The sequence below is a fragment of the Sphingomonas sp. TDK1 genome (assembly GCF_001650735.1).
Classification (GTDB): Bacteria; Pseudomonadota; Alphaproteobacteria; order Sphingomonadales; family Sphingomonadaceae; genus Sphingomonas.
Window position 1 is genome coordinate 1 of sequence record NZ_LXVY01000046.1, and the last position, 23911, is coordinate 23911.

Here is a 23911-nt window from a genome sequence, read left to right on the forward strand (position 1 = left end):
TGGTCGCGGCGGACACCCCCGTCGAGAGGTCCGCAACCGTGCTGTTCGTCGTGCTCAGCCCGGTCGACAGCGAGGTTACGCCACTGGTCGCGGCAGACACGCCCGTCGACAACGACGCGACGTTGCTCGCGACGCCCGTCGAGAGGTCCGCGACCGTGCTGTTCGTCGTGCTCAGCCCAGTCGACAGCGAGGTCACCCCGCTGGTCGCGGCGGACACGCCCGTCGACAACGATGCGACGTTGCTCGCGACACCCGTCGAGAGATCCGCGACCGCGCTGTTCGTCGTGCTCAGCCCCGTCGACAGCGAGGTCACCCCGCTGGTCGCCGCGGACACGCCCGTCGACAGCGACGCGACGTTGCTCGCGACGCCCGTCGAGAGGTCCGAGACCGTGCTGTTCGTCGTGCTCAGCCCAGTCGACAGCGAGGTTACGCCGCTGGTCGCGGCGGACACACCCGTCGAGAGATCCGCGACCGTGCTATTCGTCGTGCTCAGCCCGGTCGACAGCGACGTCACGCCACTGTTCGCCGTGGACACGCCCGTCGACAACGACGCGACGTTGCTCGCGACACCCGTCGAGAGATCCGCGACCGTGCTGTTCGTCGTGCTCAGCCCAGTCGACAGCGAGGTCACCCCGCTGGTCGCCGCGGACACGCCCGTCGAGAGATCCGCTACCGCGCTGTTCGTCGTGCTGAGGCCCGTCGACAGCGAGGCGACGTTGCTCGCGACGCCCGTCGACAGCGACGCGATCCCGCTATTCGCGCCTGAAAGCCCCGTCGACAGCGAAGACTGCCCGGTCGACAGGCTGGCCGTGCTGGCCGCCACGATATTCACATTGGAGGTCAGGTTGCTCAGCCCGGTCGACAGGCTCGCCGTGCTGGTCGCCACGATATTCACATTGGAGGTCAGGTTGCTCAGCCCGGTCGACAGGCTTGCTGTGCTGGCCGCAACGATATTCACGTTGGAGGTCAGGTTGTTTAGCCCGGTCGACAGGCTTGCTGTGCTGGCCGCAACGATATTCACGTTGGAGGTCAGGTTGTTTAGCCCGGTCGACAGGTAGCTAACCCAAGAGCTCGACAGTGAGGCACCGGTCGACAGAGACTGGAGGGCCGTGGAAGTCGACGTGGAGACGGCGTACAGCTGCGCGCCGTTCACTGCGAACTTGCTTCCCGCGTTAAGATTCTGCCCGGCAATGCCGTCCAGGATCACGCCGCCGCCCAACCCGGTGACATCCGCCCCGTTGGACATCAGGGCGAAGCCATTTCCGCCTGGGCCGAAGCCGATCGTCTGGCGCGTGGAGTCAATCTGAATGATCCCGCCGGTACCGCTTCTGGGTGCCGAATAAATCTGGACCAGGCTATCGCCGCTCTGCGCGCCGAAATTGCCGGCACAGGCCCGCCCCTTCTCAATGGCCAAATTGCGGCTATCGAAAATTGCGGAGTCCGCATTGCCGGTGCCGCCCAAATTGCCCGTTACGCAGATGCCAGAATACGCCACCTGCGCAGTTGCCTCCGTGGAACATAGCGCAGAGGTTGCAACAGCGAAGACCGATGCCAGCCCGATCCGCCCCAGCCCCGACAGATCAACCCAATGCTGCGCGATTCCACCATCGCCCGGCGGCGCAAACGACATCTTGATGGCGCCCTGATACCCGATAGCGCCGACCTTAGCCTTGCGCCCGAACACGACATACATGGACGACATGCGCAGGATCGCCATCACGCGGCGGCGCATGTTCTTGGTCAGCGCTCCCTCGATGCCCACGACACGACCGACATGCGCAGCAGCGCCCCTCCTTGATCGGGCCCTAGGCTGAAGATCATTATACTTCATAACACTTCCCTTCAATTACCACCCCGGATCACAACATCAGTTTTCATTGCAGATAATTTATTTATTTTTTGGCATCTCGTACGTATCAATTTGATATCCAGAAAGTAGCCACGCACCACTTTCCACATGCTGAAAAGAAATTGTTTCCGATCTATATTTTGATACGGAAGAATCATCACGAAATGAAACTAACAGCCTCACCGATATATATTCACCTGAGGCGAGATTATATTTTTCTTTCGACTTCTCGACATAAAACTGGCTGACATTTTGCCAGTTTCGCTCCGCTACTTTTCCGGTAAGGCGCCTGCCCAGTTCCGCAACGAAGGCCTCTCGGGAAAAGCGCGCCTTCATTGCCGGGGAAACCTGGTCGTAAATCTCTCCCGCCCCCCCAGCGGCGGCGCGGAGAGAAATCGCGTTCGCGGCCGCCAGGAACACAGTGGGAGAGAGCCACTGCTCCCCTGCCCCAGAGGGCGCCACCCGCGCCCCATGCTGCACCGGCGCCCCAACGGCGCCGGGCGCGTTTCCCGCACTGCCACGCGACTGCACCACACCCTGCGCGGAAGTCGCGCCACCCCAGACAAACAGAGGGAGCAAGACAAGCAAACTCTTGAACCGTGTACGGACCACGCAAACCATCCCAACAAAGGTCGAAGAAAAGGCGCCGCCCATCACGCAAGCAAAGACCACGCCGCGAAGAAGATGATCGCCCACAGAAGCAATGACAGTGGAACCGCGAGAACCAAGCCACGCCAGAGGCGGGCCGCCTGAGCGTCCAGATCCGGCCCGATTTCATTCGGCTCCAGCGGGCGCTTCACCGCACGCCCCCACCAACCCTGTCGGAACCAGGGAATGGCGCGGGGCGGCTACGCGCACCGCTCATCAGGCCGGGCCCCACCCAGCTGGGCGCGCCGAAATAGTCGCCACAGCCCCAAGACACGCCCGACTCCGCGGCAACCGCGGCATGACCGAGCATGTCGATACCCTCCGCCACCACGCAGGGCGCCAAGCTCTCGGCCAGGGCCAAGACATGACGCAAAAGGAGCTTGCCTCGATCTCCCTGCTTAGCGATCCGGACCACAAACGGATCGAGCGTAATGACATCGGGCTGCAGTGCGAGCACGCTGGCAACGCCCACCTGCGCACCGCCAAAGCCGAGCAGCACGATCTTGCAACCAAGGCTCCGCAAGCGATCCGCAAGCTCCACCGCCCCGCCCGGAACGACAGAAAACTGATCGCAATCGACGGCGATGAACAGCCGCTCCGCAAGCGATCGATGCGTCGCAAGGTGAGACGCCACGCCATTCCACCAGGCCGACCACCGGAAACTCACGGCAGAAACCGCGACACACACCGCCTCACCCTCGTCACGGACAAGCCGTTCGACACCATACCGAATCAGGACCTGATCGAAGGCAGACACCAGACCCAAGCGCTCTAAGGCGCGATAATTCCCCTCTCGATCGATAACCTGACCGACCGTGCCTGGCACCGCCGCGATCGCGCGCATGAAGAGCAACGCGCCGCCGTCGATCGAGCGCACCGGCTCCCAAGCGAACTGAAGCTCCCCTCGTATCAGTTCGGCGTACCCTGCCGCCGCAGCACCCATGTCAAGACGCACCCAGTCCGCATGGAAGAAATGCAACCCTCCCCCACAGGCCCGCCGCGGAAGCTGATCCCGAGCCTGCAGCAGCAGAAGATGGCGCGCTTCCTCCGCATTTGGATCGAGTTCGGCATCCACAAAGGCCCAGGACAGCGCGACATGCACATCCCCGCCCACGGTCGGTATTGGGTGACATCCGATATCCGCCAACCAGGGGTCGACCTGCGCGTGCAGAAGTTGGCGTGCCGTCGTTCCAGCGTCGGGAACCACATACACTACGAAGCCGAATTCGGCACCGGATTGCACCAAGCCCTGTCCAGCGGGCACCGGCAACTCGCCTAGACGCTTCTGCAGGGCAGCCCGGACCGCGTCCGACACCTCGGTCGCGGCCACATCCCCAAACGCAGCGCGGACCATTTCGAGATTGTCGATGCGAACGATCACCACCAAGGCAGCGCAGGCAACGAGCTGCTGCGAAGCATCCTGCTCGAGCACCACAGCGACCGAGCGCCGCTTTGCACCTCCAAAGTAACGCCCGACCTTTCCAGCCAGCATCTTCGCCCCCGCGACGGCCATGGAGGCAACCGCGCCTCCTCCTTGGAGAGACGGAATAACTAGTTCTGTTACACGGTTGGACGATTGCGGTTTACGGCGGCATCCAGCCAAAATAAAGATATCAAATGAAGGGTCGCTAGTGATGCAACATACGATTTACGATGCAAATGGAAAGCGCAAGTATCTCACTAACTCGGAGCGAACAGCATTCCTAAAGGCTGCAGAACACTTCGATTTGAAGACATTGACACTATGCTGGTTGATATCAGCTACCGGTTGCAGAATATCAGAAGCACTATCCCTGACTTCAGCGAGCATCGACGTCCATGCGAAGCTCGTTATCATCGAGTGCCTAAAGAAACGGAAGCGCGGCATATTCCGCGCTGTGCCAGTGCCGTCAGAGCTTATCAATTTGCTGATAGACGCGCACAATCTGCGACCGCATCTCGCGCCGGGCGCGGAGGCGCTACACCTATGGACCTTTTCTCGCGTTACAGCCTATCGACGTATCCGCAAGGTCATGGAAGCGGCGGGATTAAGCGGATCGCATGCAATGCCGAAAGGGTTGCGGCATTGCTTTGGCGTCACCGCAATACAATCACAGGTACCGCTCAACCTCGTTCAACGATGGCTGGGCCATGCGGACATGCGAACTACCGCGATTTACGCCAGCGCGTCAGGCCCTGAGGAGCGAAGTATCGCTCGCAGAATGTGGCGCGTAAATGCAATGACTTTCCCTGAGCTTTCTCGCGCGAGGTAAAGTTCTGAGCGCCATTGGCAATTTCGTCGTTTGTGCCGTGCGAGATCTCCCGATCGCATGGGGTACAGCATAGCGAAATCGCCCCCGCGACGTCTTGCGCGCGCTGTCGCACTTGCGCGCCGAAACAAAACTAGTTATTGGGTTTCAGAAAATTTTTTGCAACCCATTGATTTTTCAGCAAAAATCAATCCCTGCCGTCTAATCAACCCACATGACTGCGGAAGCATGGCCTCGCGTGGCGTCACCGAGCCATATGGCCAAATTGGCGCGGAATTAAATGGTCCCAATCGAAAATAACGCGACCAGTTCCGCCAATTGTGCGACGAAATGTGCCGCTGGGGAGGTGATCGCCGAACACCATTTTTGTTGCGATCCAGGAACATTTCTTGCCGTGATTCTAGTTAGGAAACTTCGAGCATCCAGCGCTTTTCGTACAACCGTTCTATAGGACTGAGGCGCGGAGCAATCTAATTTCCGGTACGCGGGAAATTGAGCTTTCAGTCGACTTTAAAAGCTACACCGGCTTATCTGGCATGGGACAACCGACGGCGGCCAAGCGGAATCGATTCCACTGACCGGCGTCGCGAGCAATCCGCTAGAAAGAAATCCCGTTTGTTTTCACTGGACCATTGGCCCGGACACTATCGCCAAGAGACCGCCGCGACTCCCTTGCGGCTAGGCACGCAGTCGCATCCTTCGCTCGGATCACTTCTTAATGGGAGGGCCGCCCGAATTTACGAAGGTTGACGCGGGCCACTTGGCCGGACCGCTGCACGCCAGGATTTTACGAACTCTGCGGATCTGGCCTTTTTGCATTCGGTATCATCCGACTGCGAATACAAGGGCCTGTTGTCGGCAACATGACTATCACAACGTGCTAGGACGTCGGCACGCATGGCGTCGTTGGAAGTATAAGCCTCGAACGGCTGCTGTGAAAATTCGTTGCTTTCCCCGCATCCAGCTGGCGTGGCAATCAATAAACAGAACAAGGCTAATCGCAACCACATCATCAAACTAGTTTTTCATACGTAGATCGAATAGACTCGGTAGCGTTTCCCTTACCGCCGCCGGCAGTGACAAATGGTCTATTGCCGTTAAGCCGCTGCGTGGCGCAGCGCCCCGCAACGCTCTGGCTTCCCGCGCGGCCCGCTGCGGCGCCCGATCAGCACCGATCAGGCACCGCGACGCGAAAATGGCGCGCAAGGGCGCCTGGAATCGCAACACCCCTTCAAGACAGGGCGACCGCGCATTCACCATTGGAACCGTGGACGAGTGCACATGTAGCATGAAAACGCTATAAGTCGAATATATTATGCATTCCTACCCGGGATTTCGTCCCCCGATTGCTGACCGGAAGCCCTTCGGATGAAGAGAATTGACGTATATAACCCTCTTTCTCCGCCAGCGAGGCAGGTGCGAAGGTACTGGCCAGCGGGATCCAAAACACGCTAACGTGGGCCCAATGCCACCAGAGAAGTCCGACCTACCCGAACTCATCACCCTTTCGCGGAATCTGCGCCTTGCGCGCGAGGCCGCCGGCCTAACGCAACAGGCACTGGCGAACAGGGCAGGCCTACATCGTAGCTACCTCGTCAGCCTCGAAAACGGCGTGGGAAATCCCTCGCTGGAAAAAGTCGCCTCACTTTCGTCTTGCTTGGGCACGACGCTGGTCGAACTACTGACGCCACTGCGCGCAGGCCCGCCCCGAAAGCCCCGCATCGAGATTGACAGCGAGGCGGCACTTGCCGGCGTGATCGACGCCCTTCGGCGGGCGGGGGCAATCGACTAACCCGCACTGGAATGGACCCGTTCGCCAAGTTTACAAGCACTCTTGCAACGTCGCTCGGCATTGCGGCCGCCCGCCGAACTCGGCACCCCGATAGCGCGCGACTGACCCGCGCCACCTACATGCCGGGAGCCAAAGCCCTCGCTGGCGAGGCGCCCTATCCAAACCCCACATGCCGCAATTGGCGGACCAGTTCGGCGAGCGATTGGACGCCCATTTTCTTCATGATGCGGGCCCGATGCACCTTGACGGTGCTCTCTGCGCGGCTGGAGAAATGGGCAACCTGCTTGTTGCGGAGCCCGCGCGCGAGCAATTGCGCGATTTCGCGCTCCGCGTCGCTAAGGCTCTCATAAGCAGCCTTCGCCGACTCCGCCGCCATTCGATCGAGCCGACTGGCCCACAACCGCTCGAACGCTGCGCCAACCGCATCGATCAAGGTCTGCGGACGAAAAGGCTTAACAAGAAATTCGAACGCACCAGCCTTCATAGCGCTCACGGCATCCTCGACCTGCGCGACACCACTCATGAAAATGGTCTCCACGTTAATATTTGCCTGGAGCTTGCGCTGCAGTAGCAGGCCACTCATTCCCTTTAACCGCAAATCCATAACAACCACACCAGCAGGTGCGTTATTATCTGATAGAAAATCGTAAGCACTAGTATATATTTTTATCTCATATCCAATATTATTTAGAAGATCAAAAATCTCCCTAGATATTAATTCATCACTTTCGATAATGAAAACTTCATTACTCTCCATCAATTGCCGTCCTATGTAATTTATATTATGCACATTTTGGGTATATTATTATAATTCATTTTAATTATTAGAAAGGCACACCATTTTTGCTTAACATCCCATGGATATGCATTAATCGGCACGTTTATATTTCCAACAACGACATTTAAATGCACCAGCATTTTACCATGCGTCCCACTCCTGGTTGACTCCGCCTCCACCCCCATTAATACGTTAGTACTGCATATTTCTCGATCAGTTGAGTCAAATTTGATACGACAGTACCGTATTCGGTAGCTCGCGCCTCGATCGTTGTGACGAGAAGCCGAGCTGTGGATCAGCCAGATCGGCAGCTTCAACCGACGCTGGTTGTTGGGGCAGCACCGACCGACCGGGGCTGGCCTGTGCTATACCAACCTGCATTGATCATGACCCACTCGCCGATCTGCGTCGCCTGATGGAGATGATGCGCCAAGGCTTATCGATGAGCTTGTTCTATGCCTCGCAGCAATGGTCGACGATGTTGTCGGAGGAGACGAAGACCCGGTCCGACAGCCAGTTATAGCGCAGGAGCTGCCAGACATTATCCTGGGGATTGAGTTCGGGGCATTTGTCAGGGAGCAGGACCATGTTGATGTTGCCAAGCACGGCGCGCTTGGCGATCATGTGCCAACCGGCCTAATCCATGAGTAGAACGGCAAGGGAGCCAGAGGCCACCTGCCTGGCAATTTCCGCTAGATGCAGGTTCATAGCGGCAGTATTGTAGAACGTCATGACGAGGCCGGCCGCCTTGCCCTTCTGCGGGCAGATCGCGCCGAAGAGGTAGGCGGATTGGGTTCGCTGGTCGTGCGGCGCAGAAGGCCGGGTTCCGCGCTTCGCCCAACGCCGCGCGGTGAGTTGAGCCGCGACGCCTCCCCCGACGACTTCCGATCGATCAGCCCGTCCGGACCGGACGCGTTGAACTTGACCACCCAGTCCCGGACAATCTGCCACGTCCCCCGCCGATCCGCACCGCCTCCGTCCGGCTGGCCCCTTCGTAGATGGCCGCCAACGCTAGCAAGCGCCGCGCTTGCGCGCGTCCTTCGAATTGCGGGAGGCCTATGTGACCAAACGACCCATCCAAATCAGGGCGAAGGGGGACCGGCATGGCAAAGTCCTATCCGTTCGCCATGCTGAATCAGGGAACGCAGCTACCCGAAAGCCCTAGGAGTCACGATTTCCGAGCTTTGGTATTATCGGGACTCGACCGGTCGGCGACATCTGTGCGCCTGAACTGCTGACCGTTGGGAGGACCGTAGAGGTCCGAGGCCGCTATGAGACGGCACGGTGCCTCCACAGCACCTGCAGCAGCGTCATTCGTACGCTATCGCCGTCGGAAGGGCCCAGCGAGACGTGGCCGGCGATCTTCAGGGCGCCTTGATAACGCCCAAGGTCAAGCATTATGTCGCAATCATCGAGCCCTACGAGCTCAGCGCGCTCTTGCGCGGCATAGACGGCTTTTCGGGTCAGCAATCGGTTGTCTTGGCGCTTCGGATCGCCCCACACGGCTTTGTGCGTCCGGGCGAACTGCTTGCGGCAGAATGGGCAGAGTTCGACTAATCCGCAAAGCTCTCGACCATCCCCGGCGAGAAGATGAAGATGGGCCGTCCGCATCGCGTACCACTATCAAAGCAGGTCCTCGTGCTCCTTATGGAGCGAAAGGTGAGCGGTAAGTCGAAACTTCTGTTTCCAAGCGTCCGGCCAGACGCTCGCCAAATCTCCGACGACACTATCTACGCCGCGCTGCAACGCCTGGGATACGAGAAACCGCAGATGACGGGCTACGGCTTCCGCGCGATAGCCAAGCAGTCTCCTCAACGACAGCAAGAAATGGCACCCCGATGCGATCGAACGCCAGTTCGCGGACGTAGAGAAAAATGACGTCCGTCTCGCCTATCTCAGCGCCGAGCCTTGGGGCGAGCGCGTCCGGATCATGCAATACTGGTCAGACTATCTCGAGCGCTTGAAGACAAACGAGAACGCTACAAGGTCGAAGCTCGCATCGCTTGTTGCTGACGGTTAGACGGCCATATCACGGAAGGCAGAGGCTACAGGTTCAAAATGAGCCGGATGCGCCATCACAAAATCTCCCATCCTGCTCTGTTGCGCTGTTCGTTGCTCCGGCGACATTCCGGTGCTCGCCCGAGCGACTGCGCCGGATTCCCCGCATCTAACCGCACACAAGCCTGACCTGCTCCGGCTTCGTCGCGGCCAGCACGCCCTGGAAAAGCATGTCCTCGCGCCCAAAAGCGAAGTTGATCACCGCAGCGGGCTGGTGCACGCTGGCCTTGACCGAGCCGGACGAGCGCTCCCGCTGGATGCCGGTGCGCGATACGATCGGCACCTCCGCCGCCTGCTCGCGGAACGCATTGATCCAGTCGCCGTCGACGTTCTCGCATGCCGGTCGTTTTCCTGGAGGACGGCGCCCCCTGTGCGCACGGCGGCCGCACGCGCGCCGTAGGCGACCTGACCTCGCTCCCGCCATCTAGCTCCTGGTCGGCCCGTTCGGCGCCGGAGGCCTCAGAAGTTAACCGTCAGCTTCACGGTACCGCTATGACTCTGGAACGCGCTGCGGAGTTCGCCATCATATTGCACCCCGATGCGCAGACGATCGCTGCGCATGAAGCTCATGCCGACGCCGACCATCGCACCGTCTCTCGCACCGCGCGTGGAGTTGCTGGTGAAGACCACTCCGCCCAGCACCGCGCTCAGCGGTATCGGGCCGTTCTTGTAGTTATGCGTCCAGCCGATCTTCAGCGACGGCGCGAAACGCCCCGAAGCGGTGTCGAAGATCGCCGCACCCTGCACCCCGACCTCATGGTTGAACGAGTCGACCGAGAGCTTGCGTACCTGCAGGTTGGCGGTGCCCGCGCCGCTTTCGGTATAGCCGTCATTATCGAGATGGACTGCACGCCCGCCGGCAAAGGGCGTCAACGAAGCGGTTTCGCCCAGCGGCACCGTATAGCTCACGCGCAGGCCGCCAAGATACTGCCTGCCGTTATACGACGCTTCAGCGCTCCGGCCGAGATAGTCGATCCGGCGGTGCTGGCGATAGTGATTATACCCGAAGCCGAGCTGGCCATCGATCGCGAGACCGCTCTTTTCCGGATCGCCCGGCTGCCAGGTGAAATAGGCGGTTCCCTGGAAGCTGTTGAGGCGGGTGCGGCTGCCGGTCAGGTCCGACCGGCCATTGGCGGTGCTGCCCACCCAGCTCAGCGCCCCACCGACGACCAGGTTGGTGGTGCCGATCAGGTCCACGCCAGCCATGACGCCGAAGCTGTTGGCTGCATAGGGCGATGCGCCGCTGGCCTCACCGCGCTTGGCGGCGTTGACCAGGATCTGTCCCCACACGCTGCCGCGTTGACCTTGCGAGCCGGCCGCCATGCCACGCTCCTCGCGACCGCTGGCATTGGCCGCCAGTACTTCCTGGTGCTGGATGATCGCGTTGACCGCGGGCGATACCGCGATGGCCACGACCTGCGGCGTCAGCTGCGTCGGCGAAAGCTGGACGATCGCGCGCTCCTGCTCCGCGAATGGCAGCGCGGCGAGCGGCAGCAGCACCTCGCTGATCACCGGGAGCGCCGCCGCACCGCCCGGGCCATTGCCTGCAGCGATGATAGCGTCCAGCGCAGCACCGGTCCCGACGCCAGCACCGCCTGCCGAAACGCCGGTCGGGGCGAATTGCGTCGCCGGAACGTTGTTCAGCACCGTAAGCACCAAGTCGGAAGTGCCGCCGCCGGTGGCGGTGGAGAAACTGCCGCCGAAGCCGCTGATCGACGCCGTCAGCCCGCTATAGGTCAACGCGCCTCCCGCCTTGACCACCGTGAAGGCAGACCCTGCCGAGAGGGCGGTGCCGCCCAGCGCGATGAGCCGCACGTTCGTGCCGGTGAGGCTCGCCGACCCGCTGACCTGAAGCTGGCCATAGACGCTGGTGGAGGTGACCCCGATCAGCAGCGCGCCGCCGGTCTGGCTGTAGTTACCGGTCACCCGCACCACATTGTTCAGCTGCAGCGCGGCGGTGCTAACCAGCCCCCGGGTACCGAGGTTGATCGCATCGTTCAGCAGAAGGTTGCCGCTGAGCACCAGATTGCTCGCGAGATTGGTGATCGTGCCCTGGCTGCCGGCCGCGAAGCCGGTCAGGGTGCCGAAGCTGGCACCGCTGCCGCCGGCGATGCGCAGATCTGTGCTGGATGCGTTCTGGATATTGCCCGCGATCACGCCGCTGTTGGTGATCGGCCCCAGCGTGCCAGCATTGTAGATCGCTCTCGGCGCCGAGAGCGTACCGCTGTTGGCGATCGCGCCGATCGTGCCGTTATTGACCAGGCCCGTGGTAGCGGTAACGGTGTTGCTGTTGGTCAGCGTGCCGATCGACCCCGTCCCAGCGACATAGATGGCGGTCGTGGCGTTGAGCGCGCTGGTGTTGTTCAGTGCCGCCAGCGTCCCGCCGACATAATCGTTGGCGATCTGCGCCACGAGATTGGTGCCCTGGGTGGCGCCGCCGACCTCGATACCGACGATGTTCGCGGTGTAGGTGAGGCCACCATAGGTCGAGCCCGCCCCGCCCTGCACCAACGTGCCAACGCCGGAGCCGGCCAGATAATTGCCGGTGGCGGAGAAGCCGTCGAGCGCGATCGTGCCGCCGCTGAGCGCGGCCGTGCCGCTGACGATCAGCGTGTCGGTGCCTGGCGTCATCTCCAGCGTGCCGCCGGTCTGGCTGAAATTGCCGGTGACGTTCACCGCACGGTCGAGCCGCACGGTGGCGGCGCTGTTGGTCAGGCGGTGGCCGGTCACCACCACCGCATCGTCGAGCAGGATCTTGCCCGATGCCAGCACGACGTCGGCACCGGTGCTGGTGATGGTACCCTGGGCACCGCCCTGGCCGGAGAAGGTTCCATAGTCGCTGGTGCCGCCGATCAGCGTCATCGCGCTAGCCGATTGGTTGCGCACGTTGCCCAGCACCGCACCGCTGTTCAACACCGTGCCGATACCACCGGCCGCGACCAGCGCATTCGGTCCCTGGATCAGGCCGCTGTTCGACAGCGTGCCGATCGAGCCCTGCGCCAGCACGCCATTGGCGGTGCCGGTGAGCGTGCCGCTGTTCGACAGGACGCCCACCGTCGCACCGGACGCCACATAGATCGCCGTCGCGGTGCTGAGCGTGCCGGTGTTGGCCAGCGAACCTTGCGAAGTGCCGATATAGTCGTTGGTGACCGACAGCAGCATGTTGGTGCTGCCGCCGATGGTGGCGACCGAGGTCGTCACGCCGAGGCCGCTAACGCCCGTCGAGGCGAAACTTGCGCCGCTGTAGGACGAACCTACGCCGCCCTGGATCAGCGTGTAGGACGTGCCCGCCAGATAGGTGCCAGAGCTCGACAGCGCGGCGACGACCGAGCCGCCGGACAGCGTGGCGACGCCGCTCACCGCCAGTCCGCCGACGCCGGGGTCGAGGATCAGCGATCCGGACGACTGGGTGTAGTTGCCGGTGATGCTCACCATGCCCGGCAGCGTCAGCGCCGCGCCGGTGTTGAGCGCGCTGTGGCCGGTCACGTCGATCGCCGCATTGAGCGCGAGGTTGCCGCCGCTGAACACCAGGTTGCTGGCGGCATTGACGATGCTCGTCTGGCCGCTGACGCCGGTGATCGTGCCGATGGTGCTGCCGCTGCCGCCGGCGATCGTCAGGTCATTGGCCGAATTGTTGACGATCGCGCCACGGATCATGCCGCTATTGGTGATGCCGCCGATACTGCCGGTGGTGAACAGCGCCGTCGCACCGCCGATCGTGCCCTGGTTGTCCAGCTGGGCGATCGTGCCGCCATTGTTGAAGATGCCGAGGTTGTTGCCGATCAGGCCATTGTTGGTCAGCGTGCCGATGCTGCCGGCATTCTGCAGCCCGGTGCCGAAAGGATCGTTGGCCGTCTTGATCGTGCCGGTGTTGACCAGCGCGGTGATCCGCCCCGTCGCGGCATTGAAGAGGCCGGGGTTCCCGCCCTCGATCAGGCCGGCATTGCGCAGCAGCGCCACCTGCCCGGCGTTGAACACGCCGCTGTCGGTTCCGGATAGCGTGCCGCTGTTGTCCAGCGTTCCTAGATTGCCCGTCGCGGCGATGTAGACCGCGTTGGCCACGCCGCCGATGCTGCCGCTGTTGTCGAGCGCCGCGAGCGTACCGCCGACATAGTCGTTGCTGATGCCCAGCACGAGGTTGGTGCCGCTGGTCGTCGCTTCGGCGAGCAGCCCGGAGACGCCGGCCAGGCTGATGCTGGCACCGGTATAGTTGGATCCCGCGCCGCCCGAGACGAGCGTGCCCGCGGTCGTGCCCACGAAATAGTTGCCGGTGCTGGACAGGCCGCTGACCGCGATGGTGCCGCCGGTGATGCTCGCCGCCTGGGTCACGACCAGGCGGCCGGTGCTGCCCAGGTTGAGCGTGCCCGCGCTCTGGCTGAAATTGCCGTTGACGTTGACGATCGTCGACAGGGTGATGTCTGCGCCGGTATTGCTCACGGTCAGCGCGCTGGCGGCGATGCCGACCGCGGTGATCGTGTCGTTGAGGAGAAGCGCGCCCGCGGCGAAGGTCAGGTTGCCGCTCGCGCCGATCGTCCCCTGCGTGGTGCCGGTCGCGCCGGTAAACGTGCCGATGGCGCCGCCCGTGCCGCCGATGATCGTGCCGATCACGCCGCCGTTGTCGTTGATGTTGCCGCGGATCAAGCCGGCGTTGAGGACCGTGCCGAACGTGCCGGCAAGCGCGGTTTGGCCCGACATCGTGCCGCTGTTGTTGACGGCGGCGATGACGGCATTGTTCTGGATCGCCACCCCGGCACCGGTGATGACGCCGCTATTGGTCACGGTACCGATCGTGCCGCTGTTCAGGATCGCCCAGCTGCTGTTGGTGATCGTGCCGGTGTTGACCAGTTGGCCGATGCTGCCCTGGTTCCACAGCGCGGTGAAATTGGCGTTGGTGATGCGGCCGGCATTGCTCAATATGCCGATGCTGCCGCGGTTGTTGACGCCGAACTGCAGGCCGCCCAGCGTGCCGGTGTTCGACACCGTGCCGATGCTGCCGGTCGTCGCGACGTACAGGCCGGTGGCTGCGCTGGTGAGCGACGCCGCGTTGGCCAGCGTCGTGAGCGCGCCGCCGACATAATCGTTGGCAATCGCCAGCAGCAGGTTGTTCCCGCTGATGCTCGACGAACTCGCCAAGCCGGTGATGCTGCCGGCCGAAACGGTCGCACCGGAAAGCGACGAACTCGCGCCGCCGGAGACCAGCGTATAGCTGCTCGCCAGGTAATTCCCGGTGCTGGACAGGTTCGCCAGAACCGTGCCGCCGCTCAGGTTCGCCGCGCCGCTGACAATCAGGCTGCTGGTGCCCGGCGTCAGGCTCAGCGTGCCGGCCGACTGGCTGTAGTTGCCGGTGATGCTGATGTTGCTGGTCAGCGACAGGCTGGCACCGGTGTTGCTGACGGTGCGGCCCGTGGCGATGATCCGGTCGTTCAGCAGCAGGTTGCCCGATGCGAACACCACATTGCTCAGCGTGTTGTTGATCGTACCGATGCCCGACGTGCCGGTCAGCGTACCGATCGTGCCCGCGGCACCGCCGGTGATCGTCAGGTTGTTGGCGGTCTGGTTGTCGATCCTGCCCTTGATGACGCCGCTGTTGGAAAGCCCGCCAAGGCTTCCCGAGATATAGACCACATTGTTGCCGCTGAGCGTGCCGCCATTGGCGTTGACCAGCGCGGCCAGGGTGCCGGCGACGTTCACCGCATTGGTGGCGTTGCCGATATAGCCGCTGTTGACCAGCGACCCCAGCGTGCCGCTGATCTGGACGGCGCTCTGCCCCGACGTGATCGTGCCGCTGTTGTTGATCGCGCCCGTGTTGCTGTTGCCGTCGAGATAGATGCCCTGCGGCCCGCCGTTGATGCTGCCGCTGTTGCTCAGCAGGCCGAGCGTGCCGTAATTGGCGAAACCGGCCGAACCCGAGGAGATCAGGCCGGCATTGGTCAGCGTGCCCATCGACGTGTCGTTCTGCAGGCCCGCCGCAGTCCCGCCCAGGATCGTGCCGGTGGCGGTGTTGACAAGGTTGGTGATCGTGCTCTGGTTGCCCAGGCCCTTTTGCCCGCCGCTGATCAGGCCGCTGTTGGACAGGCTGCCGATGCTGCCGTTATTGCTGAGGCCATCATTCAGGCCGGTCAGCGTTCCGCTGTTGATAAGGGTGCCGATCGCGCCGGTGTTCGCGACGTAGAGGGCCCAGGTCGTGCCGCTGATCGAATCGCTGTTGTTGATCGAAGCCTGCGTATCGCCGACATAGATGTTGTTGGCCGACAGCAGCAGGTTGTTGCCGCTGGTAGCGCTGCCAAAGGCCAGGCCGGTAAAGCCGCCGCTCGCCACGATGCTGACGCCGGCGTAACTCGAGCCGGCTCCACCGCTCACCAGCGTACCGCCGGTCGCACCCTTCAGGTAGGTAGAGGTGGAGGAAAATCCGTTGGCGCCCGCGCTGATGGTGCCGCCGGTGAACGTAGCCGCCTGGGTTACGGCCAGCCGGCCCGCACTGCCCAGGTTCAGCGTGCCCGCGCTCTGGCTGAAATTGGCGTTGACGTTGACGATCGTGGACAGCGTGATGGCGGCGCCGGTGTTGGATATCGTCAGCAGGGCGGCGGAGATCCCGGCAGCGATGATCGAATCGTTGAGCAGCAGCGCGCCCGACGCGAAATTGAGATTGCCGCTTGCGCCGATCGTACCCTGGCTCACCCCATTGAAGCCGGTGAAGGTGCCGACCGTGCCGTTGCTGCCGCCGATGATCGTCGCGATCGAACCACCGAACCCGTTGATGTTGCCGAGGATCAAGCCACTGTTGGCGACCGTGCCGAAGGTGCCCGCCACGGCGTTGCTCGCGCCGGACATCGTCCCGCTATTGCTCAGCAGGTTGATGACCGCGTTGTTCTGGATCGCGTTGCCCGCGCCGGCGATGACGCCACTGTTGGTCAGAGTACCGATCGTGCCGGTGTTCAGGATCGCCCAGCTGCTGTTGGTGATCGTGCCGGTATTTACGAGCTGGCCGATGCTGCCCTGGTTCCACAGCGCGGTGAAGTTGTTGTTGGTGATGCGGCCCGAATTGCTCAGCAGCCCGATCGTGCCGCGGTTGTTTACGCCGAACTGCGAGCCGCCCAGCGTGCCGGTGTTGCTGAAGGTTCCGATGCTGCCCGTCGTCGCGACGTACAGGCCCGTGTTGGCGCTGGTCAGCGTCCCGGCATTGCTGGCGGAAGCCAGCGTGCCGCCGACATAGTCGTTGTTGACCAATAGCTGCAGCGCCGTGCCGCTCGTGATGGACGACCGGCTCAGACCGGTGAGATTACCGATCGTGACGTTTGCGCCGGTCAGGTTCAGGCTCGATCCGCCGAGCAGCGTATAGGTGCCTGCCAGATAGTTGCCGGTGCTGACGAAGGTGGACCGGATCGTCCCCCCGCTGGCGGTAACCGCGCCGGTGGCGATCACGCCGCCCAGGGGGTCCACGGTGAGCGTGCCGGCGGTCTGGGTATAGGCGCCGGCAACGTTGATGATGCTGTTGAGCAGCAGATTCGCGCCGCTATTGGTGACCGTCTGGCCCGTGGCGTTGATATTGTCGTTCAGCACCAGATTGCCCGATGCAAACGCCAGGTTCGCCAGCGTGCTGATGATGGTGCCCTTGTTGGTCAGCGTGCTGCCGGTCAGGGTTCCGAACGTAGCGCCGGTACCGCCGTTGATCGTCAGCGCATTGGTGCTGCGATTGTTGATGGTGCCGGCGATCACGCCACTGTTGGTGACGTTGGGCACGGACACGCCCGATGCCAGATACAGCGCGATGGCGCCGCTCAGCGTTCCGCTGTTGATCAGCGAATTGAACGCGCCAGCACCGATCGAAATACCATAGCTGCCGCCGCTGATCGTGCCGCTGTTGTTGATCGTGCCGATCGTCCCGCTGGCATGGAACACGCCGGCCTGGGCCCCGATGATCCGGCCGGTATTGGTGACTTGGGACATCGTCCCCGAATTCCAGAGGCCGCCGGTTGCGCCGCTGATCAGGCCGCTATTGGTGATCTGGCCGATCGAGGACGAGGCCTGGTTGTTGCCGATGCCGCTGCTGGAGCTGCTGATGATCGTACCGGTGTTGATCAGCGTCAGGATCGAGCCGCCATTGTTGGCGATGCCGCCCGCGGCACCCGCGGCCCCCGCGGCCACGGTAATCGTGCCGGAATTGTTGAGCGTGCCGATTCTGCCCGTGGCGGCATTCTGAATACCGCGGGTCGTGCCGGCAATCACGCCGGTGTTGCTGAGCGATCCAATCGATCCGGAATTGGTGACTGCGGTGCGGCCGCTGATCCGCCCGGCGTTGGTCAGCACGCCGATCGTGCCGACCGCATTGATGAAAACCCCCGTCACGACCGCCGAGATCGTGCCGGTCGCGGCGTTGTTCAGCTCGGCGACGCTGATCGTGTCGGTACCGCTCGCGCCGACACGGATCGCGACACCCGCCCCCGCCGTGTCGTTGACCAGGCCAGCGTTCGACAGCGTGCCCACCGCCGCCCCGGCCCCGCCGGTGATGGTGAGGGCGCTCGGATCGGCGGTGTTGATCGTGCCGGTGGAGGTAATGGTGAAATTACTGCCCGGCGCGCTCGCCCCGCTCCACGTCGTTCCGGTGGTGACCGATGTCGCGATGGTCGTATCTTGCGCCAGGACCGGCGGCGTGGCGAGTGCAACACCCAGTATCAGCATGGAGGAACTTGCCAGGATGGCCCGGTCGCGATTCGAATGCATGGATCATGCCCCAAAATTCTGCGCACCGGAATCTTCGGCCAACTCACTACGATCATGGCAAACAAGAGATATGATTATACCTCTTGGCGCATGCACCCCATTGAAAATCAGCCCGAAACAAAATTCCTTCTACGCAAGTTCCTCACCTAACAATTCTTGCCGTCATCGATTAATCCGCATTTACCCTGATCTTGGCCATCATTTGAGTCAACTGCTACTGTATTTTACCGTAGCCTAGCAGAATCGAGCGCGGGGGCAGCCTTTAGGTCCGCGAGCGCTGCAGCCACGCGTGCGATCACCTGGTCCCACCGGCCCCACTCGGTCTGGCGAAACAGCCGCACCGAAGGATACCAGGGCGAATCGTCGCGGCCCTGCAGCCAGCGCCAGTCGGGCAGCAGCGGCAACATCACCCAGGCAGGGCGGCCCAGCGCGCCGGCAAGATGGACCGGCGAGCTGTCGATAGAGATCAGCAGATCGACTTCCGAGAGGATCGCCGCCGTGTCCTCGAAGTCGTGGATGTCGGGGCTCAGGCTGACCAGGTTCATGCCCGGCGGCGGCCGCAGCGCATCTCCCTCGGTTGGTCCCTTCTGGATCGAAAAGAAGGTCACCCGCGCCTGCCCCAGCGGCGCCAGCGCCGCCAGCGACATGGATCGGTTGGCGTCGTTCATGTGCGTCGGCCGCCCCGCCCACAGGCACGCGACCTTCAGCCCCGAATACTGCGCCAGCCGCGCCCGCCACGCTGCCCGCCGGTCCGGCAAGGCGGTGATATAGGGCATCGGATCGCCCGGAAGATCGCCGAGCTTGAGCCCCATCACCATCGGCAGGCTCATCATCTCGCAGTGCGCGTGGAACGGCGGCGGCAACTCGCCGCGCAGCGTGACGGCATCGAAGCCGGGCATCCGCCGCGCGATGCTCGCCATCTCGTGATTGATCTCGAGCACTACCTGCGCCTGGCTGCGCTGCTTCGCCCAGGCGACCATCCGCAGGAACTGGAACGTGTCGCCATAGCCCTGCTCGTCGTGGATAAGGAGCGTCTGGCCCGGCATCGGCCGCCCGTCCCAGCGCGGGCGCTGCACCTTGCGTTCGATCCGCGTGGTGTGCGCCAGGCTGTAACGATAGCCATACTCGCGCCAGCCGCGCTCGAAATCGCCAAGCAGCAACAGCGTCTCCGAAAGGTCGAACCGGGTGGGAAGGTGGCCCGGCAGCGCATCGACCAGCATTTCCTGGATCGGCCGCGCTTCCGCCACCCGACCCTGCACGCGATAGGACTGGGCCAGCAGCGCCCACAGCCCCACCGGACCGCTGCCGCCGGCCAGGATCGGCCGCAGCATCGCCTCCACCTCGGCGCCGCGCCCGGCTGCAAGCAGCGCCTGCGCCTGCGCCTCCAGCGCCTTGGTGTCCGCCGCCGCGCCGCTCAACGCGCCGCCACCGGATTCTCCGCGCGCTTGGCCGAGGCCTTGCCAGCGGGTTTCGCCTTGGGAGCCGCGGGCGCATCCTGCGCTTCGGCCGGATCAATGCCCAGCGTTTCGAGCAACGGCCCGAGATAGCCCGCATAGGCACGCCAGCGGCCGATGCTGCTGCCGTAGAGCGGGCGCCGCACCTGGTTGACGCTGGCCGTGCGGATCGTGCGTGCGGTCGCATGGAAATCGACGCAGGCGGGGTTCCAGTCGAGCCCGCAGAAATCGGTCAGGCGCCGCGCCTCCGGCTCGATGTTTTCCACCACATCCTCGTAGCGCACTTCAAGGAACCGGTCCGGCGGCAGCACCGCACGCCAATGCGCCATCAGCCGTTCATAGCTGCGATAGAAACGCGCCAGTTCCACCTGGTCGTAGCTGAACAGCTGCTCGCGGCTGAACAGCTTGGTATAGCAGGACAGGCAGGTATCCACCGGGTCCCGGCGCACGTGCACGATCCGCGCCTCGGGCAGGATGCGGTGGATCAGCCCGGCGAACAGGAAGTTCGACGGCATCTTGTCCACCAGCCGGCGGCGATTGCCCGCCATCGGCCGGATCGCGTCCAGATAGTGCCGCCCCAGCGCCGCTTCGGTTTCCGTCGTGAGCTGCCGGGCGATCGCCGGATAGCCGCCGCCCTGCTGGACCAGGCGTTGCAGCGTCGAGAGTTCGCCGGCGCCGGCGATCGCGGGGTGCGACGCCAGGATCTGCTCGATCAGCGTGGTGCCCGAGCGGGGCATGCCGAGCACGAACACGGCAAGATCGCTGCCCGTGATCGTGGCGCGGGGCCGGGCGAGCAGCTCGGCCGGAAAGGCGGCGATGATGTCCGACATCCACTGCTCGATCGCATCGGCATCATAGGCGAAGGTCGCCCGCTTCTCCCGGTTGCCCGCATCCAGATAGGTGAAGGCGCGCTCCGCATCGCCGACGTCCATCCACGCTTTGCCGATCGCGAACTGCAGCGCGGTGCGATCCGACTGCACCTCCACGCCGCCGGCGGCGAGCAGCTCCTCCATCGCCGGGATCGCGGGATCGCCGGGTTCGAAGCGCCGCAGATCGGCGAGGTTGAACCAGGCGGCGGCGGAGCGGGGGAACTGCGCCAGCACCTGCTCGAACGCGGTCTTCGCCCCGGCACGGTCGCCCTGCTCCATCAGCAGCACGCCGCGGTTGATGAACGCCTTTTCGCGGCCGAAGCCGGGCAGCTGCGCCGCACGGTCGAAGGCCGCCAGAGCCTCGTCGATCCGGTCCTGCGCCTGCAGCACCTCGCCCAGGATGTTCTGCGCCTCGCCGCTCTCCGGCGCCGCGGCCACGGCACGGCGGGCATCGGCCGCGGCCTCGTCCAATCGCCCCAGCCGGCGCAGGATCGTCGCCCGCACGCCCAGGCCGCCAACATGCATCGGCACCGAAATCAGCAGCGAATCGATCCAGCGCAGCGCGTCCTCGTAGCGGTCGCGCGCCACTTCCACCGCGGCGGCGTTGATATAGGCGTCGGACAGGCGCGGATTGGCGTCGATCGCGCGGCGCGCATGCGTCAGCGCCTCGTCCGGCCGGCCCAGATCGTTGAGCAGATGGCTGAGGTTGCTCATCGCCTCGGCATAACCGGGCGCCAGCGCCAATGCCCGTTCGTACTGCGTCCGCGCCTGGTCCAGCCGCCCCAGCCGCTTCAGCGTGTTGCCCAGATTGTTGTGCGCCTCGGCATAGTCCGGCTGCAGCGCCACCACCCGCTCCAGGCAGGTCAGGCTCTCCTCCAGCTTGCCTGCTTCCTGGAGAACGATGCCGAGGTTGTTCCAGCCGGCTACCAGATTGCTGTCCATCGTCACCGCCCGTCGGCCCGCCTGCTCGGCATCGGCCAGCTGGCCGGCCTGGCGGCACATCTCGGCCAGGTTGCTCAGATAGATGGCCGGCGCCCGCGGGGCCTGGCAGGCGCCGCGGAGATGGTCGATCGCCAGATCCAGATTGCCATAGGCGTGCGCCATCAGCCCCATCAGGTGCAGGGCATCCGATTGCCCCGGCCACATCGCCAGTACCTGCTGGCACAGCCGTTCGGCCTGATCGGCCTGTCCGGCATTCCAATGGGCGTTGGCCTGGGCCAGTGCCTGCTCGACGGTCAGGTTCTGCGTTGGCGTGTTCATAGGTGCGGCTTCTTCATCCGATGGAGGAGGTACAGATCGGGAGGGCGGGGCATGGCGCGGTCATGATCCGATCGCTGCAAGCATCGCGGTGGTCGACCGTCCCGCCAACAGCGGGGCGATGAAGACTTCCCCGCCGGCATCCCGCACGAAATCGGCGCCGACGATGGTCTCGGCACGATAATCGCCGCCCTTGACCAGAATATCGGGCCGGATCGCCCGGATCAGGTCGAGCGGCGCATCCTCCTCAAACGCCACGACATGATCGACCGAGGTCAGCGCGCTAAGCACCTCTGCCCGGTCGGAAAGGCCGTTCACGGGCCGCGCACGGCCTTTCAGCCGCCGCACCGAAGCATCGGCATTGAGGCCGACAACCAACAGGTCGCCCTTGCGCCGGGCCAGCTCCAGCAGGCGGACATGGCCGGCATGCAGCATGTCGAAACAGCCATTGGTGAAGACGATCCGTGCGCCGCCCGCGCGTGCCTGGTCCAGCCGCGCGAGCAGCAGCGGCAGCGAGACCAGCTTGCTCGCGCCGTGGCCGCGCCGGTCCAGCCGCTCTTCCAGATCGGCGCGGGTCACGACATAGGTGCCCGGCCGGGAAACCGCGATGCTGGCGGCAAGGTTCGCCTGGTCGATCGCGGCGGCCATCGGCAACCCTTCGGCGATGCCGGCGACGAGCGCGGCGATGATCGTGTCGCCTGCACCGGTCACGTCGAACACCTCCAGCGCCTCGGTCGGGTGCTCGACCACGTCGCCGTCGCGGGATACCATCAGGATCCCCTTCGCCCCGCGGGTGACGACGAGATAGTCGAGATCCAGCTCGGCCAGCGCCTGCTGCGCGCGGGCTGCGATCCGCTCCTCCGGGCATGCACCGAACAGCGCGTGAAACTCCCGCGCGTTCGGCTTCAGCAACGACGCCCCGGCATAACGGGCGGGATCGGGCACTTTCGGATCGACGAAGCTGGGCACGCCGCGGCGCCGTGCAATGGCGATCAGCATCGGAAGATCGGCAAGTGTTCCCTTGTCATAGTCCGAGAAGATGACCGCGCAGACGCCGTCCAGGCTCTGTTCGAAGCGGCTTGCGAGTTCGGCCCGCGCCGCCGCGCCCGCGGTGCCGTCCTGGTCGATCCGGGCGATTTGCTGCACGCCGGAAATCAGCCGGGTCTTCTGGGTGGTGCGTTGGCCGGCCTCCACCACCGCATCGAGCGCAACGCCGTGATGGGCCATCAGCCGGGCAAGGTCCGCGCCGGCGGCATCGTCGCCGCAGATCGTCAGCAGGCTGCATCTCGGGCCGAGACCGGCAACATTGGCTGCCACGTTGGCGGCACCGCCGGCGCGCATCTCCTCCCGACCGGCACGCACCACCGGCACCGGCGCCTCCGGCGAGATGCGGTGCGTCTCGCCGATGATGTAGCGATCGATCATCGCATCCCCGACCACCAGTACATGCGGGCGATCGGAGGGGGAGAGGTTCCAGATCACGGTTTCATGTTCCCCCAGCCCGGAATCCGCGCAAGATCGTCGTAGATTGCCAGCAGGGGCCATTGCCCGGCCCAGCAGCAGCCATGGTCCTGGCCGGCAACCGTGACGATCGCGACCGGCGCACCCGCTGCCATCTTGCCCGCGAAGGCGCGTGCGATGGCCGGGCCGACATTGCGATCCTCCGCACCCACGAAATGCACCTGCGGCAGCCGAGACAGGCGTGCCGCGTCGGTGGCCGGATCGACCGAGCGCGACAGCGGCGTCAGGCGATGGGCGGCGGTCCAGGCATCAAGGTCGAGATTGGCGGCGACCGTCACCAGCCCGACAACGTCGCCGCGCCGCTCGGCCAGCAGCGCTGCCAGGGCCCCGCCGCCGGAATATCCGACCAGGATCAGCCGCGATGCGCCGGCATCCGCCTTCAGCCGGTCGAGCGCGGCAGCGGTGCCGTCTATCACTTCTGGAGCGTAGCGGGCGACGCTCCAATAATCGCTGTGGCAGTTGCGGGCGCGGGAGCCATATTGGCACGGGCGCGCAAGCCAGGCGACGGGGCCGCTGCCCGGATGCTGCAAGGCCAGCCGCAGCGCGACCGGGTCGATCGGCGTCGGGTCCATCGCGCGGCGCCCCCGCGCGGCATAGGCGAAGCCGTCGCCTTCGAAATACACGGTCAGCACGTCGGAGCGGGCACCGACCGGACGCCGCGCCACAGCCAGATCGAAACCGCCGGCCGGTATAACCGCCCATTGCCAGCCTGCAT

Annotated in this window: 13 protein-coding genes and 2 pseudogenes; 4 read left to right on the forward strand and 11 right to left on the reverse strand. The window is 63.9% G+C overall.

Features of this window, described 5'->3' with window-relative positions; genetic code table 11:
- The 3 genes and pseudogenes from A7X12_RS25735 to A7X12_RS22285 all read right to left on the reverse strand — a co-directional run.
- Positions 1-1762: pseudogene (locus A7X12_RS25735) on the reverse strand (hypothetical protein); the annotation flags it as partial.
- Positions 1763-1888: 126 nt separating this feature from the next.
- Positions 1889-2545, reverse strand: coding sequence for a DUF4019 domain-containing protein (locus tag A7X12_RS25300; protein WP_232318649.1), 657 nt, complete (start codon positions 2543-2545; stop codon positions 1889-1891).
- Positions 2546-2645: 100 nt separating this feature from the next.
- Entirely contained in the window at positions 2646-4010 is a 1365-nt protein-coding gene (locus A7X12_RS22285; protein WP_064313656.1) for an EAL domain-containing protein, read from the reverse strand.
- 121 nt (positions 4011-4131) lie between these two features.
- On the opposite strand from A7X12_RS22285, the gene A7X12_RS25305 reads away from it, so the two are divergent.
- A complete protein-coding gene (locus tag A7X12_RS25305) occupies positions 4132-4749 on the forward strand; it encodes a tyrosine-type recombinase/integrase (RefSeq protein WP_084445979.1) in 618 nt (205 codons plus the stop codon).
- A gap of 1462 nt (positions 4750-6211) precedes the next feature.
- The gene (locus tag A7X12_RS22290) at positions 6212-6538 is read left to right on the forward strand and encodes a helix-turn-helix transcriptional regulator (protein ID WP_064313657.1); all 327 of its coding nucleotides are present in this window, start codon (positions 6212-6214) and stop codon (positions 6536-6538) included.
- A gap of 154 nt (positions 6539-6692) precedes the next feature.
- On the opposite strand, the gene A7X12_RS22295 is transcribed toward A7X12_RS22290, so the two are convergent.
- A complete protein-coding gene (locus tag A7X12_RS22295; protein ID WP_064313658.1) occupies positions 6693-7295 on the reverse strand; it encodes a response regulator transcription factor in 603 nt (200 codons plus the stop codon).
- A 405-nt stretch (positions 7296-7700) separates the two neighbouring features.
- A pseudogene (locus tag A7X12_RS26510) lies at positions 7701-8421 on the reverse strand (transposase).
- A 129-nt stretch (positions 8422-8550) separates the two neighbouring features.
- Between A7X12_RS26510 and A7X12_RS26830 the strand changes: the two are divergent.
- A complete protein-coding gene (locus A7X12_RS26830; protein WP_443029319.1) occupies positions 8551-8694 on the forward strand; it encodes a hypothetical protein in 144 nt (47 codons plus the stop codon).
- Complete coding sequence (locus tag A7X12_RS22305; RefSeq protein WP_064313659.1) at positions 8667-8873, forward strand: hypothetical protein; 207 nt, start codon at positions 8667-8669, stop codon at positions 8871-8873. Before A7X12_RS26830 ends, A7X12_RS22305 begins: the two co-directional genes overlap by 28 nt.
- A 610-nt stretch (positions 8874-9483) precedes the next feature.
- On the opposite strand, the gene A7X12_RS25750 is transcribed toward A7X12_RS22305, so the two are convergent.
- The 6 genes from A7X12_RS25750 to A7X12_RS22335 all read right to left on the reverse strand — a co-directional run bounded on the left by A7X12_RS25750 (position 9484) and on the right by A7X12_RS22335 (position 23861).
- Complete coding sequence (locus A7X12_RS25750; RefSeq protein WP_157105688.1) at positions 9484-9657, reverse strand: hypothetical protein; 174 nt, start codon at positions 9655-9657, stop codon at positions 9484-9486.
- Positions 9658-9833: 176 nt separating this feature from the next.
- Positions 9834-18053: a hypothetical protein gene (locus A7X12_RS22315; RefSeq protein ID WP_157105689.1), complete on the reverse strand. Its 8220-nt coding sequence runs from the start codon at positions 18051-18053 to the stop codon at positions 9834-9836.
- A gap of 266 nt (positions 18054-18319) precedes the next feature.
- Positions 18320-19513: a hypothetical protein gene (locus A7X12_RS22320; protein WP_064313662.1), complete on the reverse strand. Its 1194-nt coding sequence runs from the start codon at positions 19511-19513 to the stop codon at positions 18320-18322.
- On the reverse strand, positions 19510-21678 hold the full coding sequence (locus tag A7X12_RS22325) for a tetratricopeptide repeat-containing sulfotransferase family protein (protein ID WP_064313663.1): 2169 nt from the start codon (positions 21676-21678) through the stop codon (positions 19510-19512). Before A7X12_RS22325 ends, A7X12_RS22320 begins: the two co-directional genes overlap by 4 nt.
- A 60-nt stretch (positions 21679-21738) precedes the next feature.
- Entirely contained in the window at positions 21739-23157 is a 1419-nt protein-coding gene (gene rfaE2 / locus A7X12_RS22330) for a D-glycero-beta-D-manno-heptose 1-phosphate adenylyltransferase (protein WP_232318650.1), read from the reverse strand.
- Positions 23154-23861 carry a hypothetical protein gene (locus A7X12_RS22335; protein ID WP_232318651.1) on the reverse strand — a complete coding sequence of 236 codons (708 nt, stop codon included), beginning with the start codon at positions 23859-23861 and terminating at the stop codon, positions 23154-23156. The genes rfaE2 and A7X12_RS22335 overlap by 4 nt, the downstream gene beginning before the upstream one ends.
- Positions 23862-23911: the final 50 nt, after the last annotated feature.

Bases quoted from the DNA above. Each gene is read 5' to 3' on its own strand.
- A7X12_RS22285 (WP_064313656.1), bottom strand. From the start codon at position 4,010: ATGGCCGTCGCGGGGGCGAAGATGCTGGCTGGAAAGGTCGGGCGTTAC.
- A7X12_RS25305 (WP_084445979.1), top strand. From the start codon at position 4,132: ATGCAACATACGATTTACGATGCAAATGGAAAGCGCAAGTATCTCACT.
- A7X12_RS22290 (WP_064313657.1), top strand. From the start codon at position 6,212: ATGCCACCAGAGAAGTCCGACCTACCCGAACTCATCACCCTTTCGCGG.
- A7X12_RS22295 (WP_064313658.1), bottom strand. From the start codon at position 7,295: ATGGAGAGTAATGAAGTTTTCATTATCGAAAGTGATGAATTAATATCT.
- A7X12_RS22315 (WP_157105689.1), bottom strand. From the start codon at position 18,053: ATGCTGATACTGGGTGTTGCACTCGCCACGCCGCCGGTCCTGGCGCAA.
- A7X12_RS22325 (WP_064313663.1), bottom strand. From the start codon at position 21,678: ATGAACACGCCAACGCAGAACCTGACCGTCGAGCAGGCACTGGCCCAG.